Raw genomic sequence first — 22609 nt, forward strand, 5'->3', positions numbered from 1 at the left:
CCACCTGCTCAACTTATTGTATTTTTAATTTGTCTTTATCTTGCCAATCTGTTACAATTCATCAGAAAAACAAAACATTTTGTTTTTCATTGGTTCTTTTAATTCGTCTTATCTGCTGGACTACCAATGAAAACTTTTTTAGATAACTTCTTTCATCTTACCGAAAAAAACACCACCGCCAAGACCGAGCTCATCGCAGGCATCACCACATTTTTTACCATGGTGTACATTGTCTTTGTCAATCCGTCCATCTTGGGCGTGACAGGCATGGATACACAGGTCGTCTTTGTTACCACCTGCTTAATCGCTGCCTTTGGTACGATTGGTATCGGTCTATTTAGCAACCTACCCATTGCTCTTGCCCCTGCGATGGGGTTAAATGCCTTTTTTGCTTTTGTTGTCGTCTCAAAACTTGGCTACTCATGGCAAACAGGCATGGGAGCAATCTTTTGGGGGTCGGTAGGATTATTCTTACTCACCATTTTTGGGGTGCGTTATTGGCTGATGGCAAGCATTCCTTTGAGTCTGCGTGTTGGTATCAGTGCAGGCATCGGGCTATTCATTGCACTCATCGGCTTTAAAAACATGGGGTTGATCGTACCAAATGAAGCAACACTTGTTACTGTGGGTAATCTACATTCACCAACACTCCTAATGGGCGTACTTGGCTTTTTTATCATCGTGGCAATGGCTGCCAAAGGTCGTCATTCTGGCGTACTTGTCTCCATTGTGATTGTTACCGCCCTTGCACTCATCTTTGATGATCGTGTTCAGTTTACAGGGCAGATTCTATCCCTACCACCTGCCTTAACCCCTGTGGTCGGACAAGTGGATATCGTAGGGGCGTTAGATGTGGCATTACTCGGGATTATCTTCTCGTTTATGCTCGTCAACTTATTTGATTCATCAGGTACGCTGATTGCTGTTACTGACAAGGCGGGTTTTGCCGATAAGGACGGCAAATTCCCCAAAATGAAACAGGCTTTATTGGTGGACAGCACCAGTGCCGTAGTTGGTTCATATATGGGTACATCTGCCATCAGTACTTATATTGAAAGTGGTGCTGGTGTATCAGTGGGTGGTCGTACAGGGCTGACAGCTGTCGTGGTAGGTGTTTTGTTTTTACTCACCATTTTCTTCTCGCCTTTGGCAAGCATCGTTCCTGCCTATGCCACCGCAGGCTCACTGGTCTTCGTTGGCATCTTAATGGCAAGCAGTCTTATTAAAGTGCGTTGGGAAGACTTGACCGAAGCCACGCCTGCCTTTATTACGGCAGCGATGATGCCATTTACCTACTCCATCACCGAAGGGATTGCTTTTGGATTTATTAGCTACTGTGTCATGAAAATCGCCACAAATCGTTATAAAGAAATCAATGCACCTGTTGCTGTGGTTTCCTTGCTATTTATCATCAAATTTATCTGGGTAGGCTAAGTTAGCCAAGAACAGTCGCAAGCAAAAAGTCCAGCCATCATTGACTGGACTTTTTTTATTAACAGGCAAACAAGCCCATCTAGCACACAATAAAAACATGGCATAAAACACAGAAAATTGCATATAAGCACTCATCACCCCTTTATAAAACCCCGTCAAAATGCTATTATTAAATCTCGTATATGCTTAAGCAGTAATTGGCATATTAAGCCAGATATTCAACTGGGTGTTTAACTGGATGTTCAACCATTTTTATAAGGTGAGTTATGAGTTTTAAGCGTTTTGCACTGCTGTCAGTGTCAGATAAATCAGGAATTATCGACTTTGCCAAAGGACTGATTGATGCAGGCTTTGGCATTTTGTCTACTGGGGGTACATTTAAACTATTAACCGAATCAGGCATCAATGCCATTGAAGTCTCATCGCACACAGGATTTAGCGAGATGATGGATGGTCGTGTCAAAACCTTACACCCAAAGATTCATGGGGGGATATTGGGTCGTCGTGGTATTGATGATGAAGTCATGACCGCTCATGGCATTGACCGCATAGATATTGTCGCTGTCAATCTCTACCCATTTGCCGCTACGGTTGCCAAGCCTGATGTCAAAATGTCTGACGCCATTGAAAACATTGATATCGGCGGCCCTGCAATGGTGCGTTCTGCTGCCAAAAACCACGCTCATGTCGGCATCATCACCAATCCTGCCGACTATGCTCGCATCTTAAATGAAATTAACAACACGGGCAATATCAGCTACGCCACTCGTTTTGATTTGGCGGTAAAAGCCTTTGAACATACCGCAAATTATGATGGCATGATTGCTTCATTTTTTGGGGCAAGATTAAACAGCACCGCCACCCACCCAAGTGAGGACGCCACACCAACGGCTGATTTTGCTCGCACCTTTAACACGCAATTAAACAAAGCCCAAGATCTACGCTATGGCGAAAATCCACATCAAAAAGCCGCCTTCTATGTTGAAGCAAACGCCAAAGAAGCATCGGTCGCCACCGCCAAACAACTACAAGGCAAAGAGCTATCTTATAACAACATCGCTGATACCGATGCAGCTCTTGAATGCGTCAAATCATTCGTCAAGCCTGCTTGCGTCATTGTTAAGCACGCCAACCCTTGTGGCGTAGCACTATCAACCGATGGCATCTTAACAGCATACAACCTTGCCTATGAGACCGATCCAGAATCTGCCTTTGGTGGTATCATCGCCTTTAACCGTGAACTAGATGTTGATACCGCTCGCACCATTGTTGAGCGTCAATTTGTTGAGGTTATTATTGCCCCTGCCATCGCTGATGGCGTACTTGACATCACAGGCACCAAGAAAAATGTGCGTGTGTTGGTTTGTGGTGAATTGCCAGAACCTACTGAGCGTACTGCACAGCTTGACTACAAGCGTGTCAATGGCGGTCTGTTGATTCAAGACCAAGATTTGGGCATGATTACTAAGAATGATTTGCGTGTTGTTACCGAGCGAGCACCAACAGAAGCCGAGCTTGACGACCTTATCTTTGCTTGGAAAGTGGCAAAATATGTTAAATCCAACGCCATCGTTTATGCCAAGAACCGTCAAACTGTCGGTATTGGTGCAGGTCAAATGAGTCGTGTCAATTCTGCTCGCATCGCTGCCATCAAGGCTGAACACGCAGGGCTTGCTGTTGAAGGTGCGGTCATGGCATCAGATGCTTTCTTCCCCTTCCGAGATGGCATTGATAATGCCGCTGCTGCTGGCATCAAGTGCATCATTCAGCCAGGTGGCTCAATGCGTGATGATGAAACCATCGCCGCCGCTAACGAACACGGCATCGTCATGGTATTTACTGGTATGCGTCATTTCCGCCACTGATTGATTATTTATCATCAGTCAATAACAAAATAAAAGTTCCGTCATACTGGCGGAATTTTTATTTTATTTTGTATGACAGTAATAGTCAAGCACCTAAAATAACAATCCAACTCATAAAATCATCTGTATACGCATTATAAAGTTAGTTTAAAATATTGGCACAAGTTTTCTTGTATAAGGAAAATTAAGGTGTTTTTGTCATCATTTTATGATAGAATGTAGCAATTTATTCCATCAAAACAAAATCAAGAAGACCCTATGATTTCCCCAAAGATTAAAAACAAATTTTCCAATCACCCAGAAGTCGTCATGCGTCCCGTGCATTTGCGACTGTCTGAAGAAATCATCAGTCATCTAGAAGAGACGGCTGGTACACATGGTTTTAATCGCATTCAAGGCTTAATTCGTCTATACATTCGTCAAGGGCTAGACCGTGATAACTGTAATTACAACTTAGCGGATGATGTGCTATTTATTGAAAAGTTACGCAAAAAAGGCGTCAGCCAAAAAATCATCGATGAAGCACTGGCTGATGTCAATAAAAACTGCGACTTAGACCAATCCATCACTTAGGCCATAAATCAATAAAAAACGCACTTTAATAAGTGCGTTTTTTATTGATGGCGGTGCTTGTTATTGCAACTGTGCATCTTGTCCCAAAATACCAATCTTAATTCCCTGCCCCAGACCTTTACCCATCTGCACCCCAAAACGGTCAAAAAACTGCTTAACAGGGTCAATATAGCTATAATTCACCGATTCCAGTTTTAGCTGTTTTTCTAGTTGCGACATACCACCAATCTTATCTGCCAAACCCAGCTCAACAGACTGCTTACCCGTCCAAAATAGCCCTGTAAATATCTGATTTTGCTCAGGGTTTTTTAGGCGATCTCCACGACCCTTTTTAACCGCTTCAATGAAATTTTGATGCGTATCATTTAGCAGACTCTGCACATGGGTACGCTCAATCTCATTCATCGGTCTTGACATGGATAAGATATCCTTGTATTCGCCCGCGGTTAAAGTACGATCAGCAATGCCCGCCTTATCCAACAGTCGCTCAATATTATACCCAGACATGATCACACCGATAGAGCCAACCAAACTAGATGGATTTACCCAAATCTCATCGGCCGCCGATGCGATATAATACGCTCCTGATGCACCTGTATCACCAATGATGGCGTAAAGTTTTTTATCAGGATACTCTGCTTTTAGCTCCATTGCCATCTGCCATACTTCATCAGACTGCACAGGCGAACCACCAGGCGAATTAATAGCCAGTGCCACCGCTTTGGCATTGGTATTCTCAAATGCTTCTTGCAAGGCAGCATTGATATGATGTGCACTGGTTTCACTATTTGGCATGATCGCCCCTTGTACATCAACCACCGCTAAATGTGGCTCACCAATACCCATTGGCACACCTGCTTTAGTGTTAGTTGTTGTACAGCCCCTACCCAAAAATAACACAAAAAACACCACATAAGCAAAAGTTAATAATTTAAAAAATATGCTCCAACGACGAGCTCTCTTTTGCTCTTCAATGCCCGCCATCATGGTTTTTTCGATGAGTTGCCATTCAGGTGATGTGGGCGATGACTTAGGGGTATTTGCTGAAGATGAGGGCGACTGATGAGGATTAGGTGGCCAAACCATGATGTTTTTTTCCTATAAATATATATTGATAGGCGATAACCGCCATTGTTTTGTGATATAAATGTTGTGATAATAAAGCACCCATTGTAACTCAAAAGCCTTAAATATCCTAGTATCTAGTAGATTTTAAACAAGCAACATTCGTTCATTCTACATACCCACCTAATCATCAAATAGCATATCAATGGCCTGTATGTCCGCCACCGCCATTGGATGAGACAGCCACGCCCCAGCTTTAGGCGAAGCAAGTGTTGCATCATTTTCACAAAGCCCACGCCACAGCACCCAAGTATTTTTGTGCGTAGAGCCATTGATGACAAGCCGAGAGACATGAGTTGACTCGTCTTGCTCATTATCTGGCAGGGAAATGGGTACATCTGATACCATCTCAATGGTACAGCCCCACACCGACTCATCATTGATATACTGCCAGCCTGTGATGGCACGCACAGATAACGCCTGAGATTGATAGGCTTGCCCTACTTGACAAGGCATAGCAGTCAGCTGACTGAGCGTCTCATTAGAACGCCCTGCCTGCCAATATTGTCCAATCGGAATGCTCTGTTGTAGTCGTGCGACTAATAATGGCAACTTTGTACTTGGAGTCTGAGTGATGACACCTGTTAGCATATTGATGCTGTTCCGCCGAAGCTCGCCAATTAAAACATCTGCCTGTCTCTCTCCAAGTGATTTTACCCCATAGTCCGATAGCAATAGCCATGCCCCAGATTCATGCTTAATCAGCACCGCTCCCAAATAATCATGCCCTGCATTCACCAAGATTGCCGCGGCACGACCATCTTTATTCAATGGTACGCCTAGCACATGATTGATGACCATAAAACATAGTGCCGATGCAGGTAGTAATAATAATGATCTTGGTAGCACTCTTGTCATCAGTGGGATAGATACAAGCACACATAATACAAACCCCGCCGCCCCAAATGGTGCATACAGCCAAGAATCACCCACGAGCAAGAGTTCTAACGCCTCATGTAGCCACAACAAAATTGTAGAAGACAGTCTCCATAGTACATCAGCAATGCTTGATGAAAATGTAAATATTGCCCCTGCAACCAAATTAATCGGAACGATAACAACACCAAAAAGCCCAACCACGACCAAATTAACTGGCACACTCCAAAGAGATACTTTGCCAAAAAATAAAATTGACAATGGTAGCATCGCCACAAATAGCCAGCATTGTAACAACAAAATAGCGCGAATTTTGGCAAAATAACCACAACCCTGCACCGTGCCATCACTCCAGACATTCTCATAACGCATGAGCAACAAGACCGCCACAAATGACAACCAAAATCCCGCCTGCCATAAAACATAAGGATCAAGCCATGCCATGATTAGCCCCACAATACAAAGCAAGCTCAAATCCGACAACGGTAGCACAAAATAGCGAGTTAATGCTAATGCCGCTAGCATATACACCGTACGCACGGCAGGCACATCAAATCCCGTGAACAAGGCATAACCCATGCTAGCAATCAACATAACAGTCAGCCGAATCTGCCATCTTGGCGTACGCATATAAACACTAGGGGCAATCTTATCCACCAACCATGTTACCAATGACGCCAGTATCAATGCCAAAAATACCACATGCGTACCAGAAATTGCTAGCAAATGTGAAATGCCGGCCAGTTGATATAAAGATTTTGTCTGTGTGCTAATGAGTGCTCTATCGCCTGTTAATAGGCTTAATGTCACAGCTTTTGCTTGTTGCTTAGCCAAACTTAAAGACTGCCAATCTTGATAAAAATGCACTCGTAGCTGTTGGCGTAGTGATTCAAGATGGCTCATTAGTGAGTTTGGTTGTATGACTTCCACCCTGTCAATGGCGATAACTTGTGCCATCGCATGAATATGTCTGGTGCGTAGCCAGATATTGCCATCAAAACCGCTAGCATTTTTTTGAGTGGCAATGGGTTCTAGCACAAGCGTCATGCGTGCTTTTATATTCGGTGCTAATTGATTAAGATTTATTAAATGCCCAGAAGGATTTACCCTTGCCGTCAAAAGCACCGTCATCTGAGCAGGCAAGGGTAAATCATCTGACGATATGCTGTTTGGCGTAGCATACAGTTGGTCATCAGCTTGCACATGAAAAGGGTTGGTTGCCATCAGTGCATCATCTGCATGGCGATTAAGTTGAAAAACAGGTTTGATATCAGTGATGACCGCCTTTTGGCGATAGTTACCACCCATTAAATCATCATATACAGTATCACTGATGTCATCTATATGCACCGTAGCAGTAACGGTGTGATTATGTGATATGGTTGATTGCTCAAATTCATGGTGTGCCATCATCGCACGAAAAACAAACAAACTTGTCAACACAACAAACAACAATGCAAATAACACACCCTTCATTGATTGAGCGTGTCTTAGCAACCAACCAAAACCAATCACCGTACACATCAGCAGTGCCGACAGTATGCCATTAGCATAAGGAGATAGTAGCCATGTTGATAAATCATCGCCAACCGCCACAGTTGGCATGACAGCAAGCACCCCAAGCATGATGGCAATTATCAACGCACTTAAAAAACTTGGCATATATACCTTACAACTTAGGACAACTCATCTATTCATCGGTTAATTGTTTGTGTATCAACCGCAGTAATGGCAAATCATCAGGATAAGTAAGCTTCATATTAAGCCTTGAACCCTGCACTATTTGCACCCTATACCCTAGCATTTCAAAGGCACTGGCTTCATCAGTGATATCAAGCCCCAACTCCGCTACTTTATCTAGCACCATCTCGAGTGTTTTTAGGCGAAACGCCTGCGGAGTTTGTGCCTGCCAAAGCGTGCTTCTATCCACTGTTTTTTCAATCAAACCTTCACAAGATACTTGCTTTAGCGTATCTACCACAGGTGTCGCCAGTATTGCCGCATCCGCATTGCACACTTCTAAGGCGGTCAGTAACGCTGTTAAATCCGCCTTTGGTAAACAAGGGCGTGCTGCATCATGAATCACCACCCAGTCATCATCACGCCCATCACGAGCACGGATCAACGATACGCCTGAGTGCACCGACTGCCAGCGCTCAAGACCACCAAAACCAACAAATAGCGGTCGCTGACGAGTCAGATTCAGCTTATCAAAATATGTATCATCTTTAGCAATGACCAAAGTCAAATCATCAATGCCATCACCATCTAGGCAAGCCAAGCTCTCTTCAAGCACTGTCTTATCTGTTAATAAAAGGTATTGCTTGGGCAAATCTGAACCAAACCTAGAACCCCTACCTGCCGCCACCATTAAAGCATGAACTGCGTCAGTGCTGTTATTGGTATTTTTTAAATCATCCAGCATATAAAACCACCAACCTTAAATCACATGGTTCATCATTGATAAGAACATACCACACACCGCCACCCATACATCTTCTAGAATACAAAAAAACAACAGCGAAAAAAATAAGACTGGCAACTTGCCAATCTTATATTATCCATGCTAATGATCCAAATCCGTTTCTACCAAGCCATCTACAGGCTCAACCGCATCCACTTCATCACTTGTAATCATCTGCCGACTATAAGTAATGGGTGAATTAGACAGCTGAAAAAAAGTCTCGCCAGACTTAATTAGCCCCAAATCAATTCTTGCATGCTCTTCTATGGCGGATGTTTGAGTTTTTAAATCACGCACATCAGCACGCAGTAGGCTGTTCTTTTGGGCTTGCTCGCTGTTAATACTTAGCTGTTTGGCGATTTGTTCATTGAGTAGATTTAAGTTAGCATGACCACTCTCGCCATGCCAATACTGATACTGCAAGAGAACCAGTACAACCACAGCAAAGACAATCAGGCATAAATAGCCCACCGTGCCAAGTCGCTTGGTTGTTACGGTGAGCATAGGTCTTTTTGTCGTACTTCCCACAACAGTACTCAATTAACCACGAAGTCCGATGAATTCTTCACGACCACGATAGCTTGCCGTTACCATCTGCTCAATGCGAAGCAGTTGGTTGTACTTAGCCACACGGTCAGAACGGCATAGCGAACCTGTCTTGATTTGACCTGCTGCCGTACCAACAGCCAAATCAGCAATGGTAGCGTCTTCAGTCTCACCAGAACGGTGGCTAATGACAGTGGCATAACCATGTTCTTTGGCAAGATAAATGGCATCTAGCGTCTCAGACAGCGTTCCGATTTGGTTATACTTAATCAAAATGGCATTAGCGATATTCTTATCAATACCCTCTTTTAGAATTTTTGGATTGGTTACAAACAAGTCATCACCAACCAACTGAATCTTATCGCCCAAAATACTGGTCAGATATGCCCAACCTTCCCAATCGGATTCATCCAAGCCATCTTCAATAGAGATGATCGGATATTGACGCACCAAGCCCGCCAAATAATCAGCAAACTGATTGCTAGTAAATGCTTTATTACCCTCACCCTCTAGCACATACTGACCGTTTTTGTAAAATTCACTTGATGCACAGTCTAATGCAAGATAAATATCTTTGCCTGCGGTGTAGCCTGCTTGTTCAATTGCTTTTAGAATAACGGTGATGGCTTCTTCATTTGAACGCAAGTTTGGTGCAAAACCACCCTCATCACCTACTGCCGTGTTCAAACCTTGAGATTTTAAGACTGATTTTAAGGCATGAAAAATCTCTGCTCCTGCACGCAAGCCTTCAGAGAAGCTGGTAAAATTCACAGGCTCAATCATAAACTCTTGAATATCAACAGTATTATCCGCATGAGCACCACCATTTAGGATATTCATCATCGGCACAGGCATTGTTAGTGCAGTCTGTCCACGCAGGTTGGCGATATATTGAAATAAAGGCAGGTTTTGAGCAGTTGCTGCTGCACGAGCTGCTGCCAAAGACACGGCTAAAGTTGCGTTCGCACCAAGATTACCTTTATTTTCTGTACCATCAAGCTCGATGAGAATCTTATCAATCTCTGCTTGATTGGTGATTAGCTTATCTAGCAGTGAACTTCTGATCTGACTATTGACATTGGTGATGGCCTTTTTAACACCCTTGCCTAGATAGCGAGCTTTATCACCATCTCTTAACTCTAGTGCTTCTCTTGAGCCTGTTGATGCACCGCTTGGGGCAGATGCACGACCTACCACACCATTTGCTAATACCACATCAGCTTCGATGGTAGGATTGCCTCGAGAATCCAAAATTTCACGAGCAACAATGTCTTTAATTTCTAACTGATTGTCATAGTTCTCAGCGTACATGATATGTTCCTTAGTTTGGTTAGGAAAATTTAATGATAGGTCAAACAAAATAAGTCATAGTATAACATAAATATTCACCCATGTTACCTATGTCAACCATGGTTAATATGTATTTAACGCCTCAAAGCCTTTAACCAACTCATCCAACTGCTTAATCTGAGACAAAAAAGACTCCAGCTGATTTAGATGCAAAGCACAAGGGCCATCGCATTTGGCATTATCAGGGTCTGGGTGTGCTTCCAAAAATAGTCCTGCCAGTCCTGTCGCCATGCCCGCACGAGCCAGCGTTGTGATTTGATGGCGTCTACCGCCTGCACTATCAGCTCGCTTGCCAGGCTCTTGTAGGGAATGAGTAACATCAAAAAATACCGGCACATTCATACCCTTCATGATATCAAAGCCAAGCATATCAACAACCAAGTTGTTATAACCAAATGAAGTGCCACGCTCGCATAAAATAATCTTATCATTGCCCGCCTCTAGGCATTTATTGATAATATGAGACATTTCATGTGGTGCTAAAAATTGGGCTTTTTTAATGTTAATGACCGCCCCTGTCTTTGCCATTGCACTCACCAAATCAGTCTGACGACTCAAAAATGCAGGCAACTGAATAATGTCTGCCACTTTCGCTACAGGGGCAGCTTGATAAGGCTCGTGTACATCAGTGATGATGGGAACGCCATATTTTTCTTTAATGTCATTAAGCCAAGTTAAACCTGTCTCAAGGCTAGGACCACGAAATGAATACAGGCTCGAGCGGTTCGCCTTATCAAAGCTTGCCTTGAATACATAGCCAATACCCAAACGATGACAAATATCAATATAAGTCTCTGCAATCTCAAAGGCAAGCTCTCGACTTTCTAGCACATTCATGCCACCAAATAGTACAAAAGGCTTATCGTTGCCAATCTCGATGCCTGCAACATTGATGTGTGATTGCGGTGTGGATAATGACTGTGTCATGACTATTTATCCTTTTCTTGCTTAATTTTAATGACCGGCTTGTTATTAAGCCACCCTAATTAACTCATTAAAGCTAGTTAATCACTGATTAAAAAGCATACCAATCATTCATTGACATGCTTGATTTGATTAGCCCTTGACATCCATGGCTGCTTTAATAAAGCCATTAAATAACGGATGACCGCCACGAGGCGAACTTGTGAACTCTGGGTGATATTGCACCGCCACAAACCAAGGATGATTGTCAATCTCAACCGCTTCAACCAAGTGCTGTTTGGCAGAATAACCTGAAATTTTCATTCCCGCTTGCTCTAATGGCTCAATGTAGCGGTTATTCATTTCATAGCGATGGCGATGACGCTCAGTAATGTTCACGGCACCATAAATCTTGGCAAGTTTTGATTCTGATACCAACTGTGCTTCTTGAGCACCTAGACGCATGGTACCACCCAAATCACTATCATCAGAACGGATTTGCAATTCGCCTTTTTCATCAAGCCACTCGGTAATCAAGCCAATGATGGGGTCTGTAGCCTTACGGTCAAACTCAGTAGAGTTCGCCTGCAAGCCCAAAACATTACGAGCAAACTCAATAACCGCAAGCTGCATACCCAAGCAAATGCCCAAATAAGGCTTGTTGTTCTCACGAGCATATTGAATCGCCATCATCTTACCCTTAGTGCCACGCTCACCAAAACCACCAGGCACAAGCACAGCATCGCACGCTTTTAGCTCACCCATTAGATTGGCTTCGGTCTCTAGTTTTTCGGCATCAATGTAGTGAATTTTCACTTTGGTTTTATTGTGAATACCTGCGTGCAATAAAGCCTCATTGACCGACTTATAAGCATCAGGTAGCTCAACATATTTACCCACCATCGCCACGACAATCTCGCCATCGGCATCAAACAGACCATCAATCACTTTATCCCAATCAGACAAGTCCGCCTCTGGTAACTCAAAGCCAAATCGCTCACATACCAAATCATCCAAATCTTGCTCATAAAAAGTGCGTGGAATCTCATAGATGCTACGAGCATCTTTACATACAGCAACGGCACGCTCTGACACATTGGTAAACATTGCTATCTTACGACGAGTATCTGCATCCACATCGTGTTCTGTGCGACACACCAAGATATCAGGCTGAATGCCAATGGATAGCAACTCTTTAACTGAGTGCTGAGTTGGCTTAGTTTTTAATTCACTGGCTGATGAGATATAAGGGAGTAAGGTTAGGTGCATGAGCATGGTATTTTCACGCCCAAGTTTCACCATAAGCTGACGCACCGCCTCCATAAAAGGTAGGCTTTCAATATCGCCTACTGTACCGCCAATCTCAATCATCGCCACATCATAACCTTCCCCAGATGCCAAAATGCGACTTTGGATCTCATCGGTGATATGTGGTACAACCTGTACGGTCTTACCTAAATAATCGCCACGGCGTTCTTTGGCAAGTACAGTCTGATAAATGCGACCAGAGGTAAAATTATTCGCCTTACTCATCTTTGAGCGTCTCAAAAAACGCTCATAATAACCCAAATCAAGGTCGGTCTCCGCCCCATCTTCGGTAACGAATACCTCACCATGTTCAAATGGACTCATCGTTCCAGGGTCAACATTAATATAAGGATCCATCTTTGTCATGGTAACTTTAAGACCACGAGCCTCAAGCACAGATGCCAATGATGCAGCCGCAATGCCCTTACCCAAAGATGAAACCACACCGCCTGTTACAAAAATAAATTTAGTCATAAGAATTCATCACTTACTGGTAAAACCGAATTTTACTAAAATTTGCCAAAAAAATATAGGGGCGAATAAAATTTTTTCTCCTTATTATAATCACACCCTTGATTAAAATCCATTTTTAGACTTGCAACTTTGTACATTATGATGACCAACTCAATCATTTAAAATCACAATCAGCCACATGGTCATTGACCATACCACACGCCTGCATATAGGCATAACAAATAGTAGGACCAACAAACTTAAAACCATCTTTTTTGAGCTGTTTTGATAAGGCGATACTGGCGGCCGTCTTTGTAGGAATCTCTTCTGCTGTTTTTGGATGATTAATCAAAGGTGTTCTATCTTGATGGCATACCACGATACCCCACACATAATCATTAAATGACTGGTTCTCTTTGATTTTTAAGTAGGCTTTGGCATTGGCAATGATGGCTTTTATTTTTAGACGATGGCGAATAATGCCTGCATTACTCATCAACTCATTGATTTTTTCATCATCATATTGAGCAATCTTAGACGCATCAAAACCATCAAAAGCCTGATAATAATTCTCCCGCTTCTTTAGGATCGTAATCCAACTAAGCCCCGCTTGCATACCCTCCAAGCACAACATGGCAAAAAGTCGCTCATCATCATGACACACCACACCCCATTCGTTATCATGATAGGCTTGATATAGAGAGTCTTGTCCACACCAGTTACAGCGTATTTTTGTTGTTGTCATATTCATTCTGGTTGTCTTGTCGTAGCTTTATGGTTATGGTAGAGTAAGCAACTTGGTGAGCATTGCACACCCATCTATTTGATATATTGTGCATCTTATCAGAATGTTTGGCAAGTTTATTGATTGTTGGCATCTAAAATTTTAATATTTTCAATCACTTAAACCACTAAAATCGGAGAAAATCATGATTAAAGAACTACCCATTGAGCAATTTAACCCCAGCGTAGATAAAATCATCTTAGATGTCCGAGACGCCCAAAGCTATCATCTTGGTCATATCGAGCACGCCAAAAACGCACCGATAGACGCATTGACAGAATACCTGCCAACTGACACGACGGCAGATATTTATGTGCTATGTGGCGGTGGCACAAAAGCAGCTCGTGCTTGTTCATATCTCAATGAACTTTACCCAACACGCAACATCATTCACCTGATTGGCGGTACTCGTGGTGCAATCGCACACGGCATGACCATCATCACCGAGACCAGTGAATAATCAATGAATTTTTATCCATAAAAAAGTTGTTATAAATCATAATGTTATAAATTTTTTATCACTTTTTTTAAAATTTTAATTGACACCTATGGCACTTAGCTGTATCATACGCACCACAACGACGGCAGACATCGAAAGATAATCTGCTAAGTTAAAAACGGAGTGTAGCGCAGCTTGGTAGCGCATCTGGTTTGGGACCAGAGGGTCGGGGGTTCGAATCCCTCCACTCCGACCATATTTAAAGCCTTAACGGCTTTTTTTGTTAGTAAATGTCGATTTATCATAACTAACATTAAGCCACTAGAGCGCCTGTAGCTCAGTTGGATAGAGCATCTGCCTTCTAAGCAGGTGGTCGCAGGTTCGAATCCTGCTAGGCGCGCCATTTGCCTGCTGCCAGTCAGTTAATATGGTGGATGTAGCTCAGTTGGTAGAGCCCCGGATTGTGATTCCGGTTGTCGTGGGTTCAAGTCCCATCATTCACCCCATATCTTAAAACCTGCCCACTATATAGTCGGCAGGTTTTTTATATTTTTATACTCACCACAACACCTTAAACACACATTGCATCTACCACCACACACATCCAACCTGTTTGAGTGATTCGGATTTCTTGGTAAAAACAGCCATAAAATTTAGCATTTTTACAAAAAAATCATCAAGAAATTTGCTATACTAATGCAAATTTTTAGAATCACTTAGAGTTTTTTATGAGCGAAATAACCCAAAACCCCTTGGCTAATGACACCTTCCATATTGGTTCTCGCACTTTTTCATCACGCCTACTTGTTGGCACGGGCAAATACAAAGATTTGACCGAGACAAGCAACGCCATCAAAGCCAGTGGCAGTCAGATTGTTACAGTTGCCATTCGTCGCACCAATATTGGTCAAAATAAAGGAGAGCCAAACCTACTAGATGTCATCTCGCCAAAAGACTACACCATTTTGCCAAATACTGCAGGCTGTTTTGATGCTGATAGTGCCATTCGCACCTGCCAACTTGCTCGTGAGTTGCTTGATGGGCATAATCTGGTCAAACTTGAAGTTCTAGGCGATGAAAAAACCTTATACCCCAATGTTACCGAAACTTTAAAGGCGGCTCGTGTGCTGATTGATGATGGTTTTGATGTCATGGTCTATACTTCAGACGACCCCATCATCGCCAAAGAACTTGAAAACATAGGCTGTGTTGCAGTGATGCCACTCGGTAGCTTAATTGGTTCAGGGCTAGGACTGCTTAATCGCCACACGCTAAGCCTCATCATTGAAAATGCCAATGTGCCTATTTTGGTCGATGCAGGCGTAGGCACAGCATCTGATGCCGCCATCGCCATGGAACTTGGCTGCGATGGTGTGCTGATGAACTCAGCCATCGCACACGCCCAAAACCCTGTGATGATGGCACACGCCATGAAAAATGCCATTCATGCAGGTCGTCAGGCTTTCTTGGCAGGTCGTATGCCTGCTCGCAAAATGGCTGTCGCCAGTTCGCCTCAGACAGGCTACTTCTTTCAATGATGAAAGTTTTAGCCATTTTGCAACCAACCGCCAATCAAGATTTAAACTTGATTGGTAACTTACCTTTACCGTTTAGACTGCGTCAACTAGGAAATCTGCGTGCGTCCTTTATCCCTTATTGATTTATTATTTTTGTTGTTAGAATCGGCAAAACAGCCTATGCATGTTTCAGGGTTGTGCTTATTTGACATACCACAATCTGCTGATGATAACTTCATTAATGATTTGATCACAAAAATCAAAAATAATCAATCCGCACCCAGCTTCCCATTTAATCAAGTCCTAAAAAACTATCTTTTTTGGAATACCGTTAAAACATTTGATATCAGCCATCATTTTAGACACATCAGGCTTGACACAGGAAGCGATGATGAGCTAATGACCTACATTTCACATCAGCACAGCATCATCTTAGACCGCAACCGCCCACTATGGCAGCTGCATTTTATTGAAGGGTTGTCAGCAAAGTCTGCTAACAGCCCTAAGCGTTTTGCCATCTATCTTAAGGCTCACCACGCCATGGCAGATGGTGTTGCTGCCATGCGACTACTAGAACGCTCTTTTAGTAGCTCGCCAGATGAACCATTTCAACAGCCATTTTGGTCATCAACCACCAAATATCGCACCGCACTTCCCATCCGCAAGTCCATCACATCCATCATCAAAGAGCAGATTGGCACCATCAAACCTGTTATGCGTGAGATCGTACGCAACTTTAAACATCGTCATTGCTCACATACCATCAGCACTTTTGATGCACCGCCCTCAATGCTCAACCAACGCATCAGTAACGAACGCACCCTAATCATTCATTCACTGAACAAACATCGATTCTTGGCAGTGGCTCAGCACCATTCGGTAACGACCAACGATGTTATTTTGGCAGTGTGTGCTGGAGCATTAAGAGATTATCTAAATCAAAAAAACGCCCTACCGAACAAGCCTTTGCTTGCATTTGTGCCCATTGGTTTGCGTCAAGATGACAGCAGTTTGGGCAATCAGTTGTCATTTTTATTGACCAATCTTGCCACCCATGAGCCAGACCCCATTATTCGCTTACACACCATCAGTCAAAGCATCAATCAAAGCAAAAAACGCTTTCTTCGCATGAATCCAGCACAAATCATCAATTACAGTGCTCTGACTTATGGCTGGGCAGGCATCAACCTTGCCACCAGATTTCACCCTACCAAACAAGCATTTAATCTAATCATCTCCAATGTACCAAGCGACACCCAGCCACTATATCTTCATGGGGCACGCCTGACAAGTATTTTTCCTGCTTCAGTGCTTTTTGATGGACAAGCACTAAACATTACGCTAACCAATCATCAAGATACACTAGACTTTGGCATCACCGCTTGTCGCACCGCCTTGCCCGATATTGAACAGCTACCCCACTTGATAGAATCACATCTGTCAATATATGAACAGCACATCAAGTAAGCAAGCAGTATCAACGCCATACACACCACACAAATCAAAAACCAAGCATATTGATTCTTGATTAGCAATACCAACAGTTTTTTAATACATAAAAATTGATACTTTTTAAAGGCAAATGGGCATTTTGTATTGACCACCTTAAAAGCTGTCATCTTAGCATAAATAAAAAAGCCGTCCCAAAGGACGGCTTTTTGTCTCATAAGTTATCAGTGAATCAAGGCATTTTCCCAAGTTGGGATGACAAGTTGCATCAGCGGTTTTAATAGCTTAACATTACACGCAAATACCGAACCTGTCTTCATTGATTGACTTGCTCCGTGATGATCCACCACCACGCCACGAGCTTCTGTTACAATCAATTCACCTGCTGCAACATCCCAAGGTTTTAATGACATTTCAAAATAACCATCAAAACGACCTGCTGCCACATAGCACAAATCCAGTGCTGCCGAACCCAAACGGCGAACCTGACCGCCGTTTTCACACACAGCCTGCAGACTAGCAAAATGCTGACGAGCGAAGCTGGTTCGTCTCTCGCCAACCATACGCTCATAAGGGTGCCCTGTGGTAAACAACCCGCCTGCAATCGTCTTTCTGTCTGAAACCATAATTCGGCGTTGGTTTAGGCGTGCCCCACGACCACGAGAGGCGGTGAATAATTCATCACGCACAGGGTCATAAACGATACCATGCTCAGTGATGCCGTTTTTTTGGACAGCAATGGATACACAAAAATGCGGCAAGCCATGCACAAAATTGTGCGTACCGTCTAGTGGGTCAATAATCCAACACCAATCAGCATCATTACCCTTACCTTCTTGTAGACCAAATTCTTCACCCAAAAACGAATGATTTGGATAACTTTCTTTTAATAAAGAGATGGTTAACTCTTCGGCATAACGGTCAATTTTTGTTACCAATCCGTCCAAGCCCTTAGATTCTACCGCCAAATCGATACGATGGCGATTTTCATGTGCACGCAAAATCTCATGACCGACTTTTTTTGCCACTTGGGAGGCAATCACCACCATAGGTTCCATAATACACCTTGTAAATTTTGATGAGTTTTATTGAATAAGTTAAAGAATGCTTTTGTATTCATCATACAAAAATAATCTGCCATTATACAAAAATTAAGTTTAAATTACCATAATTTTTGATGGTTTTTAGATGGCTTAAGTTTAAATAAATGCGCATACAACATATGACAATCAGAACTAATTATTCGCCATGCCGTAAGATTTTTATTGCTCTATTTTGTCACAGTCATTTAGTGCGGTTAAGTGTGCCAAAATCCCTTGTTCATCAAGTCCACATTCGGCAAGTTGCTCACCGTGCGAACCATGTGCGACAAATCTATCATCAATGCCAATTTGGGTAAGCTTACCCACAAATCCAATGCTTGCTAGGTACTCGCCCACCGCTGAGCCTGCCCCACCCATGATTTGATGCTCTTCTGCTGTGATGATATGAGTTACGCCCTGCTCTATCAGCTCACCAATCAGCTTCGTATCTAGTGGTTTGACCCACCGCATATCCACCACCGTGATGGGGGCTACTGTGCCGTGATGGAAATTTTGACTGGCTGACAGTGCATCATATAAACGAGTGCCAAAGACCAGTACAGCAAATCTTTTATCCGCTTTATTATTAAAATTATCCGATTGCCAAGCGATTTTAGCCTTACCAATGGCAAACTGTTCATTGCTTTGCTTATCAATTTCACGCCCCACTCCCACCCCTCGTGGATAACGAATAGCAGCCGTTCCGCCATGCTGATAGCAAGCGTTGAGTAAATGATAGCACTCATGCTCATCACTAGGAGTGGCAATAACAACATTCGGCACACATCTAAGGTATGCCAAATCAAACACGCCTGCGTGCGTGGCACCATCCTCGCCCACCAGCCCTGCTCGGTCTATGGCAAAGGTTACATCTAAGTCTTGCAAGGCAACATCATGGATAAATTGGTCATAGCCACGCTGTAAAAAAGTAGAATAAATCGCCACCACAGGTTTTAATCCACTTGTTGCCATACCGCCAGCTAAAGTTACGGCGTGTTGCTCGGCGATTGCCACATCAAAGAACTTAGCAGGATGGGCATGAGCAAACGCCACCATGCCAGAGCCTTCACACATTGCAGGCGTGATGGCAACCATCTTGTCATCGCAGGCGGTATCCATGAGCCATTCACCAAAAACATCGGAATATTTTTTAGCAATAGGTTTGGCAGTTGTCTGCTCTGATTTTTGGTCGGTTTTTGGTAGTTTACTAATGGCATGATAAGTAACAGGATCGTTTTCAGCTGGCAAAAAACCCTTGCCTTTGACGGTATGCACATGAATCAGTACCGCACCGCCCAATTTCTTGGCACGCTCAAAAACTTGCAAAAGCTTTGGTAAATCATGCCCATCAAAAGGTCCAAGATAAGTAAATCCAATCGCCTTAAACAGATTATCAGGAAATAGGTGGTCGTTGACTTTTTCGGCAATTTTATCTGATAAAGGCATGGGCGGAGCATTTTTACCCAAAAGATTCCCAATGCTCTTGCCAATACTACCACCTAATTTAGCAGGGATTTTCTCAAGTGTTTCTTTGGCATCTGTTGCCATGTGTAGATAATGACGAACACGGCGATCGTCAGCACTGATTTCACGCTTAGTCATCAAAATATTGCCATGCTTATCAATATCAAAGGCAAGCCCTCTTTGCCAAAGGCGTGCCAAATGACGACTAAATCCCCCAATCGCCTGCGAGATAGACATATCGTTATCATTGAGTACCACAGTCAAGTCAGCATTTTGTTGCACCGCATCATTCATCGCCTCAAATGCCATGCCCCCTGTCATCGCCCCATCTCCGATGACCGCTACTACTTTTCGGTTTTCACCCAATATGCGACTGGCAAGACTCATGCCAAGCCCTGCCGAGATAGAGGTAGAGCTATGCCCTACACCAAAGGTATCGTATTCACTCTCTGTGCGTTCAGGAAAAGCTGTCAATCCACCACGACTGCGAATGGAGGTCAGCCCATCTCGCCTGCCTGTCAGCACCTTGTGGGCATATGCCTGATGACCTACATCCCAAACCAGTTTATCATAAGGGGTATCATAGATTGCATGCAAAGCAACCGTTAGCTCCACCACGCCTAAATTTGCCCCAAAATGCCCTCCTGACACCCCCACCGAGTATAAAATATACTCACGAAGTTCATCGGATAATACACACAGTTCATCAATGCCAAACGCCTTTAAATCCGCAGGCGATTCAACCTGATCCAACAAAGGCGTGGTTGGGCGAGTGGTTGGAATTGCATTAAATACTTTTGGGTTAAACATCTGGCTATCCATTGGTTTTGGCATGATTGGCTACATTCCAATTTGTCAAGTGAATAAATTTCTATTATTTAGGTTGTTTTAATCATAATTTAGCAGAACTGCTGTAATTATCTTTTCAATCGTTAAAAGAGTATGGCATAATAGCATTTTTGGCAACATCTTGCGACTATTTTACAAGATGGGCTTTATTTTTGCTAGAAAAATACCATTATTTTTAGATAGATGGGCTGTTTTTCATCAGATTTTCACATAATTACGCCACATAAAATCATTATTGGCATATTGCCATTTTTGGGGTTTATTTTGTATCAATTCATCACCAAAGCCAAACTGCCTACCACCCATGGAGAGTTTGATATTCATGTTTTTGAAAATGAACTTGGGCAAGAACACATCTTGTTAAGCTATGGTTTACCCTGCAATAATCCTGCCACCATTCCTGTGGTGCGTATTCATTCTGAATGCCTAACAGGTGATGCTTTTAGCTCACTAAAATGCGACTGTGGTCCACAGCTAAACGCTGCCATGCAAGCGGTGCAAGCACATGGCTGCGGTGCAATTTTATACCTGCGTCAAGAAGGACGAGGAATTGGTCTGACCAATAAAATCCGTGCATACGCCCTACAAGACCAAGGGCATGACACCCTAGAGGCCAATCTGCTTTTAGGATTGCCAGCAGATGCTCGTAGCTATGAGATGTGCAAAGATATGTTGGAGCATGTCGGTGCAACTAAAATAACCTTGATGACCAATAACCCCAATAAAATCAAAGAATTAAAACAATTAGGTATTGAGGTTGTGGCACGCATTCCACTCATTGTCGGCGTTAATCCGCACAATCAAGATTATCTTAATGTCAAAGATACTAAGATGGGACACCTGATTCATCATGAACAGCCATGACAACTGGTAGTTAGCCCAACTGTTTTAGCACTTATTACAACATAGCCATCTTTAAATTCATAGGCCAATTTATGACACAACTTAGCACCACCATTGATTTTGAGACCAAACTTAATCAAGTTCGTCAATTTTTGACCAACCTACAAGCTCGCATCTGTCAAGCTCTAGAAGCTCAAGAGCAATCAGGTGGCATTGATGGTGGTAGTACAGCTAAATTTATTATTGATGATTGGGAGCGTCCTGAAGGTGGCGGTGGTCGCTCTTGCGTACTGTCTGATGGTCAGGTGATAGAAAAAGGCGGCGTGATGTTTAGCCATATTCACATCAATCACTTACCGCCATCAGCATCACAGCGTTACCCGGCTCTAGCGGGGGCAAAGGCACAAGCGATGGGGGTATCGCTCGTCATTCACCCAAAAAATCCACACATTCCCACCAGTCACGCCAATGTCCGCCTATTTGTGGCACAACCCACAGATGGCAGCGAGCCAATTTGGTGGTTTGGTGGTGGTTTTGACTTAACGCCTTTTTATCCGAATATTGATGATGTGGTGCATTGGCATAGGGTCGCTCATCATTTATGTCAGCCCTTTGGTAAGGATATCTACACCAAATACAAAGCATGGTGCGATGAGTATTTTTATCTAAAGCACCGTGGAGAGTGCCGTGGCGTGGGAGGTCTGTTTTATGATGATGTCAATACCACAACCACAGGTTGGGACTTTGATACCTGCTTTGCTTTTATGCAGGCAGTTGGTCAAGGTTATTTAGATGGCATTTTACCCATTTTTGATAACAATAAGCACAAGCCTTACACCCAAAACGAGCGAGATTTTCAGCTATACCGTCGTGGTCGCTATGTTGAATACAATCTAGTCTATGATCGTGGCACGATTTTTGGCTTGCAGTCCAACGGTCGCACCGAATCCATCTTGGTGAGTATGCCACCTTTGGTAAGTTGGTCGTATCGTTATGAACCTAAGGCGGGCACAAAAGAATTTGAACTCACCGATTTTTATCTAAAACCCAAAGACTGGCTAAATCTATCTTCTCAATAAACCAAACCCAATGAGTACCAACCCAAACTTCTGATGACTCATACTCTTAATAAGTCTCATCGGCTCATCGGATTGGTGATTTAACAATCAAATTGCAAGCAATCTAGATGATATATTGAACATAGCCAAGCATTGAGTATTGGTGGTTTATGTGTTATATTTCTTGCAATCATCTGACAGCTACTCATGCTGTCTAGCCACCCACT

The 22609-nt window shown here is 43.2% G+C and carries 19 protein-coding genes and 3 tRNA genes; 12 read left to right on the plus strand and 10 right to left on the minus strand.

Annotated features, from left to right (window positions below; genetic code table 11):
• Positions 1–126 precede the first annotated feature (126 nt).
• From LU276_RS06915 to LU276_RS06925, 3 genes are all read left to right on the plus strand, one after another.
• Positions 127–1434 (plus strand): NCS2 family permease, encoded by a 1308-nt coding sequence (locus LU276_RS06915; RefSeq protein WP_284673131.1) that lies wholly within the window; start codon positions 127–129, stop codon positions 1432–1434.
• A 266-nt stretch (positions 1435–1700) separates the two neighbouring features.
• Positions 1701–3299, plus strand: coding sequence for a bifunctional phosphoribosylaminoimidazolecarboxamide formyltransferase/IMP cyclohydrolase (gene purH / locus LU276_RS06920; RefSeq protein ID WP_284673132.1), 1599 nt, complete (start codon positions 1701–1703; stop codon positions 3297–3299).
• A gap of 258 nt (positions 3300–3557) precedes the next feature.
• Complete coding sequence (locus LU276_RS06925) at positions 3558–3872, plus strand: CopG family transcriptional regulator (protein WP_284673133.1); 315 nt, start codon at positions 3558–3560, stop codon at positions 3870–3872.
• 60 nt (positions 3873–3932) lie between these two features.
• On the opposite strand, the gene sppA is transcribed toward LU276_RS06925, so the two are convergent.
• The 8 genes from sppA to LU276_RS06965 all read right to left on the minus strand — a co-directional run bounded on the left by sppA (position 3933) and on the right by LU276_RS06965 (position 13642).
• Positions 3933–4958: a signal peptide peptidase SppA gene (sppA, locus tag LU276_RS06930; protein WP_284673134.1), complete on the minus strand. Its 1026-nt coding sequence runs from the start codon at positions 4956–4958 to the stop codon at positions 3933–3935.
• 162 nt (positions 4959–5120) lie between these two features.
• Positions 5121–7535, minus strand: coding sequence for a ComEC/Rec2 family competence protein (locus LU276_RS06935; RefSeq protein WP_284673135.1), 2415 nt, complete (start codon positions 7533–7535; stop codon positions 5121–5123).
• Between the two features lie 28 nt (positions 7536–7563).
• Positions 7564–8298 (minus strand): 2-C-methyl-D-erythritol 4-phosphate cytidylyltransferase, encoded by a 735-nt coding sequence (gene ispD / locus LU276_RS06940; RefSeq protein ID WP_284673136.1) that lies wholly within the window; start codon positions 8296–8298, stop codon positions 7564–7566.
• Between the two features lie 141 nt (positions 8299–8439).
• The gene (locus tag LU276_RS06945; protein WP_284673137.1) at positions 8440–8841 is read right to left on the minus strand and encodes an FtsB family cell division protein; all 402 of its coding nucleotides are present in this window, start codon (positions 8839–8841) and stop codon (positions 8440–8442) included.
• Positions 8842–8877: 36 nt separating this feature from the next.
• A complete protein-coding gene (gene eno, locus LU276_RS06950; protein WP_284673138.1) occupies positions 8878–10194 on the minus strand; it encodes a phosphopyruvate hydratase in 1317 nt (438 codons plus the stop codon).
• A 102-nt stretch (positions 10195–10296) separates the two neighbouring features.
• On the minus strand, positions 10297–11160 hold the full coding sequence (gene kdsA, locus LU276_RS06955) for a 3-deoxy-8-phosphooctulonate synthase (RefSeq protein ID WP_284673139.1): 864 nt from the start codon (positions 11158–11160) through the stop codon (positions 10297–10299).
• Positions 11161–11289: 129 nt separating this feature from the next.
• Entirely contained in the window at positions 11290–12918 is a 1629-nt protein-coding gene (locus tag LU276_RS06960; RefSeq protein WP_284673140.1) for a CTP synthase, read from the minus strand.
• 154 nt (positions 12919–13072) lie between these two features.
• Positions 13073–13642 (minus strand): DNA-3-methyladenine glycosylase I, encoded by a 570-nt coding sequence (locus LU276_RS06965; RefSeq protein WP_373627752.1) that lies wholly within the window; start codon positions 13640–13642, stop codon positions 13073–13075.
• Between the two features lie 184 nt (positions 13643–13826).
• Between LU276_RS06965 and LU276_RS06970 the strand changes: the two genes are divergently transcribed.
• The 7 genes from LU276_RS06970 to LU276_RS07000 all read left to right on the plus strand — a co-directional run bounded on the left by LU276_RS06970 (position 13827) and on the right by LU276_RS07000 (position 17104).
• A complete protein-coding gene (locus LU276_RS06970; RefSeq protein WP_284673142.1) occupies positions 13827–14141 on the plus strand; it encodes a rhodanese-like domain-containing protein in 315 nt (104 codons plus the stop codon).
• A gap of 158 nt (positions 14142–14299) precedes the next feature.
• Positions 14300–14376: transfer RNA gene (locus tag LU276_RS06975), tRNA-Pro, on the plus strand.
• 70 nt (positions 14377–14446) lie between these two features.
• A tRNA-Arg gene (locus tag LU276_RS06980) sits at positions 14447–14523 on the plus strand.
• Positions 14524–14550: 27 nt separating this feature from the next.
• Positions 14551–14626 (plus strand) — tRNA-His (locus LU276_RS06985).
• A gap of 222 nt (positions 14627–14848) precedes the next feature.
• Positions 14849–15658 carry a thiazole synthase gene (locus LU276_RS06990; RefSeq protein WP_284673143.1) on the plus strand — a complete coding sequence of 270 codons (810 nt, stop codon included), beginning with the start codon at positions 14849–14851 and terminating at the stop codon, positions 15656–15658.
• Positions 15655–15780: a hypothetical protein gene (locus LU276_RS06995; RefSeq protein WP_284673144.1), complete on the plus strand. Its 126-nt coding sequence runs from the start codon at positions 15655–15657 to the stop codon at positions 15778–15780. The genes LU276_RS06990 and LU276_RS06995 overlap by 4 nt, the downstream gene beginning before the upstream one ends.
• A complete protein-coding gene (locus LU276_RS07000; RefSeq protein WP_284673145.1) occupies positions 15758–17104 on the plus strand; it encodes a wax ester/triacylglycerol synthase family O-acyltransferase in 1347 nt (448 codons plus the stop codon). The genes LU276_RS06995 and LU276_RS07000 overlap by 23 nt, the downstream gene beginning before the upstream one ends.
• A 206-nt stretch (positions 17105–17310) precedes the next feature.
• Here the strand turns inward: LU276_RS07000 and LU276_RS07005 are convergent, their stop codons facing one another.
• Positions 17311–18144 (minus strand): inositol monophosphatase family protein, encoded by an 834-nt coding sequence (locus LU276_RS07005; protein WP_284673146.1) that lies wholly within the window; start codon positions 18142–18144, stop codon positions 17311–17313.
• Positions 18145–18348: 204 nt separating this feature from the next.
• A complete protein-coding gene (locus LU276_RS07010) occupies positions 18349–20442 on the minus strand; it encodes a 1-deoxy-D-xylulose-5-phosphate synthase (protein ID WP_284673147.1) in 2094 nt (697 codons plus the stop codon).
• Between the two features lie 303 nt (positions 20443–20745).
• On the opposite strand from LU276_RS07010, the gene ribA reads away from it, so the two are divergent.
• Together ribA and hemF are read left to right on the plus strand one after the other, a co-directional pair.
• Complete coding sequence (ribA, locus tag LU276_RS07015) at positions 20746–21345, plus strand: GTP cyclohydrolase II (protein ID WP_284673148.1); 600 nt, start codon at positions 20746–20748, stop codon at positions 21343–21345.
• A gap of 71 nt (positions 21346–21416) precedes the next feature.
• Positions 21417–22403: an oxygen-dependent coproporphyrinogen oxidase gene (hemF, locus tag LU276_RS07020; RefSeq protein ID WP_284673149.1), complete on the plus strand. Its 987-nt coding sequence runs from the start codon at positions 21417–21419 to the stop codon at positions 22401–22403.
• Positions 22404–22609: the final 206 nt, after the last annotated feature.

The organism is Moraxella haemolytica, from assembly GCF_030177935.1.
GTDB classification, from domain to species: Bacteria; Pseudomonadota; Gammaproteobacteria; order Pseudomonadales; family Moraxellaceae; genus Moraxella; species Moraxella haemolytica.

Bases quoted from the DNA above. Each gene is read 5' to 3' on its own strand.
- LU276_RS07005 (WP_284673146.1), bottom strand. From the start codon at position 18,144: ATGGAACCTATGGTGGTGATTGCCTCCCAAGTGGCAAAAAAAGTCGGT.
- LU276_RS06915 (WP_284673131.1), top strand. From the start codon at position 127: ATGAAAACTTTTTTAGATAACTTCTTTCATCTTACCGAAAAAAACACC.
- hemF (WP_284673149.1), top strand. From the start codon at position 21,417: ATGACACAACTTAGCACCACCATTGATTTTGAGACCAAACTTAATCAA.
- LU276_RS06935 (WP_284673135.1), bottom strand. From the start codon at position 7,535: ATGCCAAGTTTTTTAAGTGCGTTGATAATTGCCATCATGCTTGGGGTG.
- LU276_RS06925 (WP_284673133.1), top strand. From the start codon at position 3,558: ATGATTTCCCCAAAGATTAAAAACAAATTTTCCAATCACCCAGAAGTC.
- kdsA (WP_284673139.1), bottom strand. From the start codon at position 11,160: ATGACACAGTCATTATCCACACCGCAATCACACATCAATGTTGCAGGC.
- purH (WP_284673132.1), top strand. From the start codon at position 1,701: ATGAGTTTTAAGCGTTTTGCACTGCTGTCAGTGTCAGATAAATCAGGA.
- LU276_RS06945 (WP_284673137.1), bottom strand. From the start codon at position 8,841: ATGCTCACCGTAACAACCAAGCGACTTGGCACGGTGGGCTATTTATGC.
- LU276_RS06995 (WP_284673144.1), top strand. From the start codon at position 15,655: ATGATGAAAGTTTTAGCCATTTTGCAACCAACCGCCAATCAAGATTTA.
- LU276_RS06965 (WP_373627752.1), bottom strand. From the start codon at position 13,642: ATGACAACAACAAAAATACGCTGTAACTGGTGTGGACAAGACTCTCTA.
- LU276_RS07010 (WP_284673147.1), bottom strand. From the start codon at position 20,442: ATGTTTAACCCAAAAGTATTTAATGCAATTCCAACCACTCGCCCAACC.
- ispD (WP_284673136.1), bottom strand. From the start codon at position 8,298: ATGCTGGATGATTTAAAAAATACCAATAACAGCACTGACGCAGTTCAT.
- LU276_RS06990 (WP_284673143.1), top strand. From the start codon at position 14,849: ATGAGCGAAATAACCCAAAACCCCTTGGCTAATGACACCTTCCATATT.
- LU276_RS06970 (WP_284673142.1), top strand. From the start codon at position 13,827: ATGATTAAAGAACTACCCATTGAGCAATTTAACCCCAGCGTAGATAAA.
- LU276_RS06960 (WP_284673140.1), bottom strand. From the start codon at position 12,918: ATGACTAAATTTATTTTTGTAACAGGCGGTGTGGTTTCATCTTTGGGT.
- eno (WP_284673138.1), bottom strand. From the start codon at position 10,194: ATGTACGCTGAGAACTATGACAATCAGTTAGAAATTAAAGACATTGTT.
- sppA (WP_284673134.1), bottom strand. From the start codon at position 4,958: ATGGTTTGGCCACCTAATCCTCATCAGTCGCCCTCATCTTCAGCAAAT.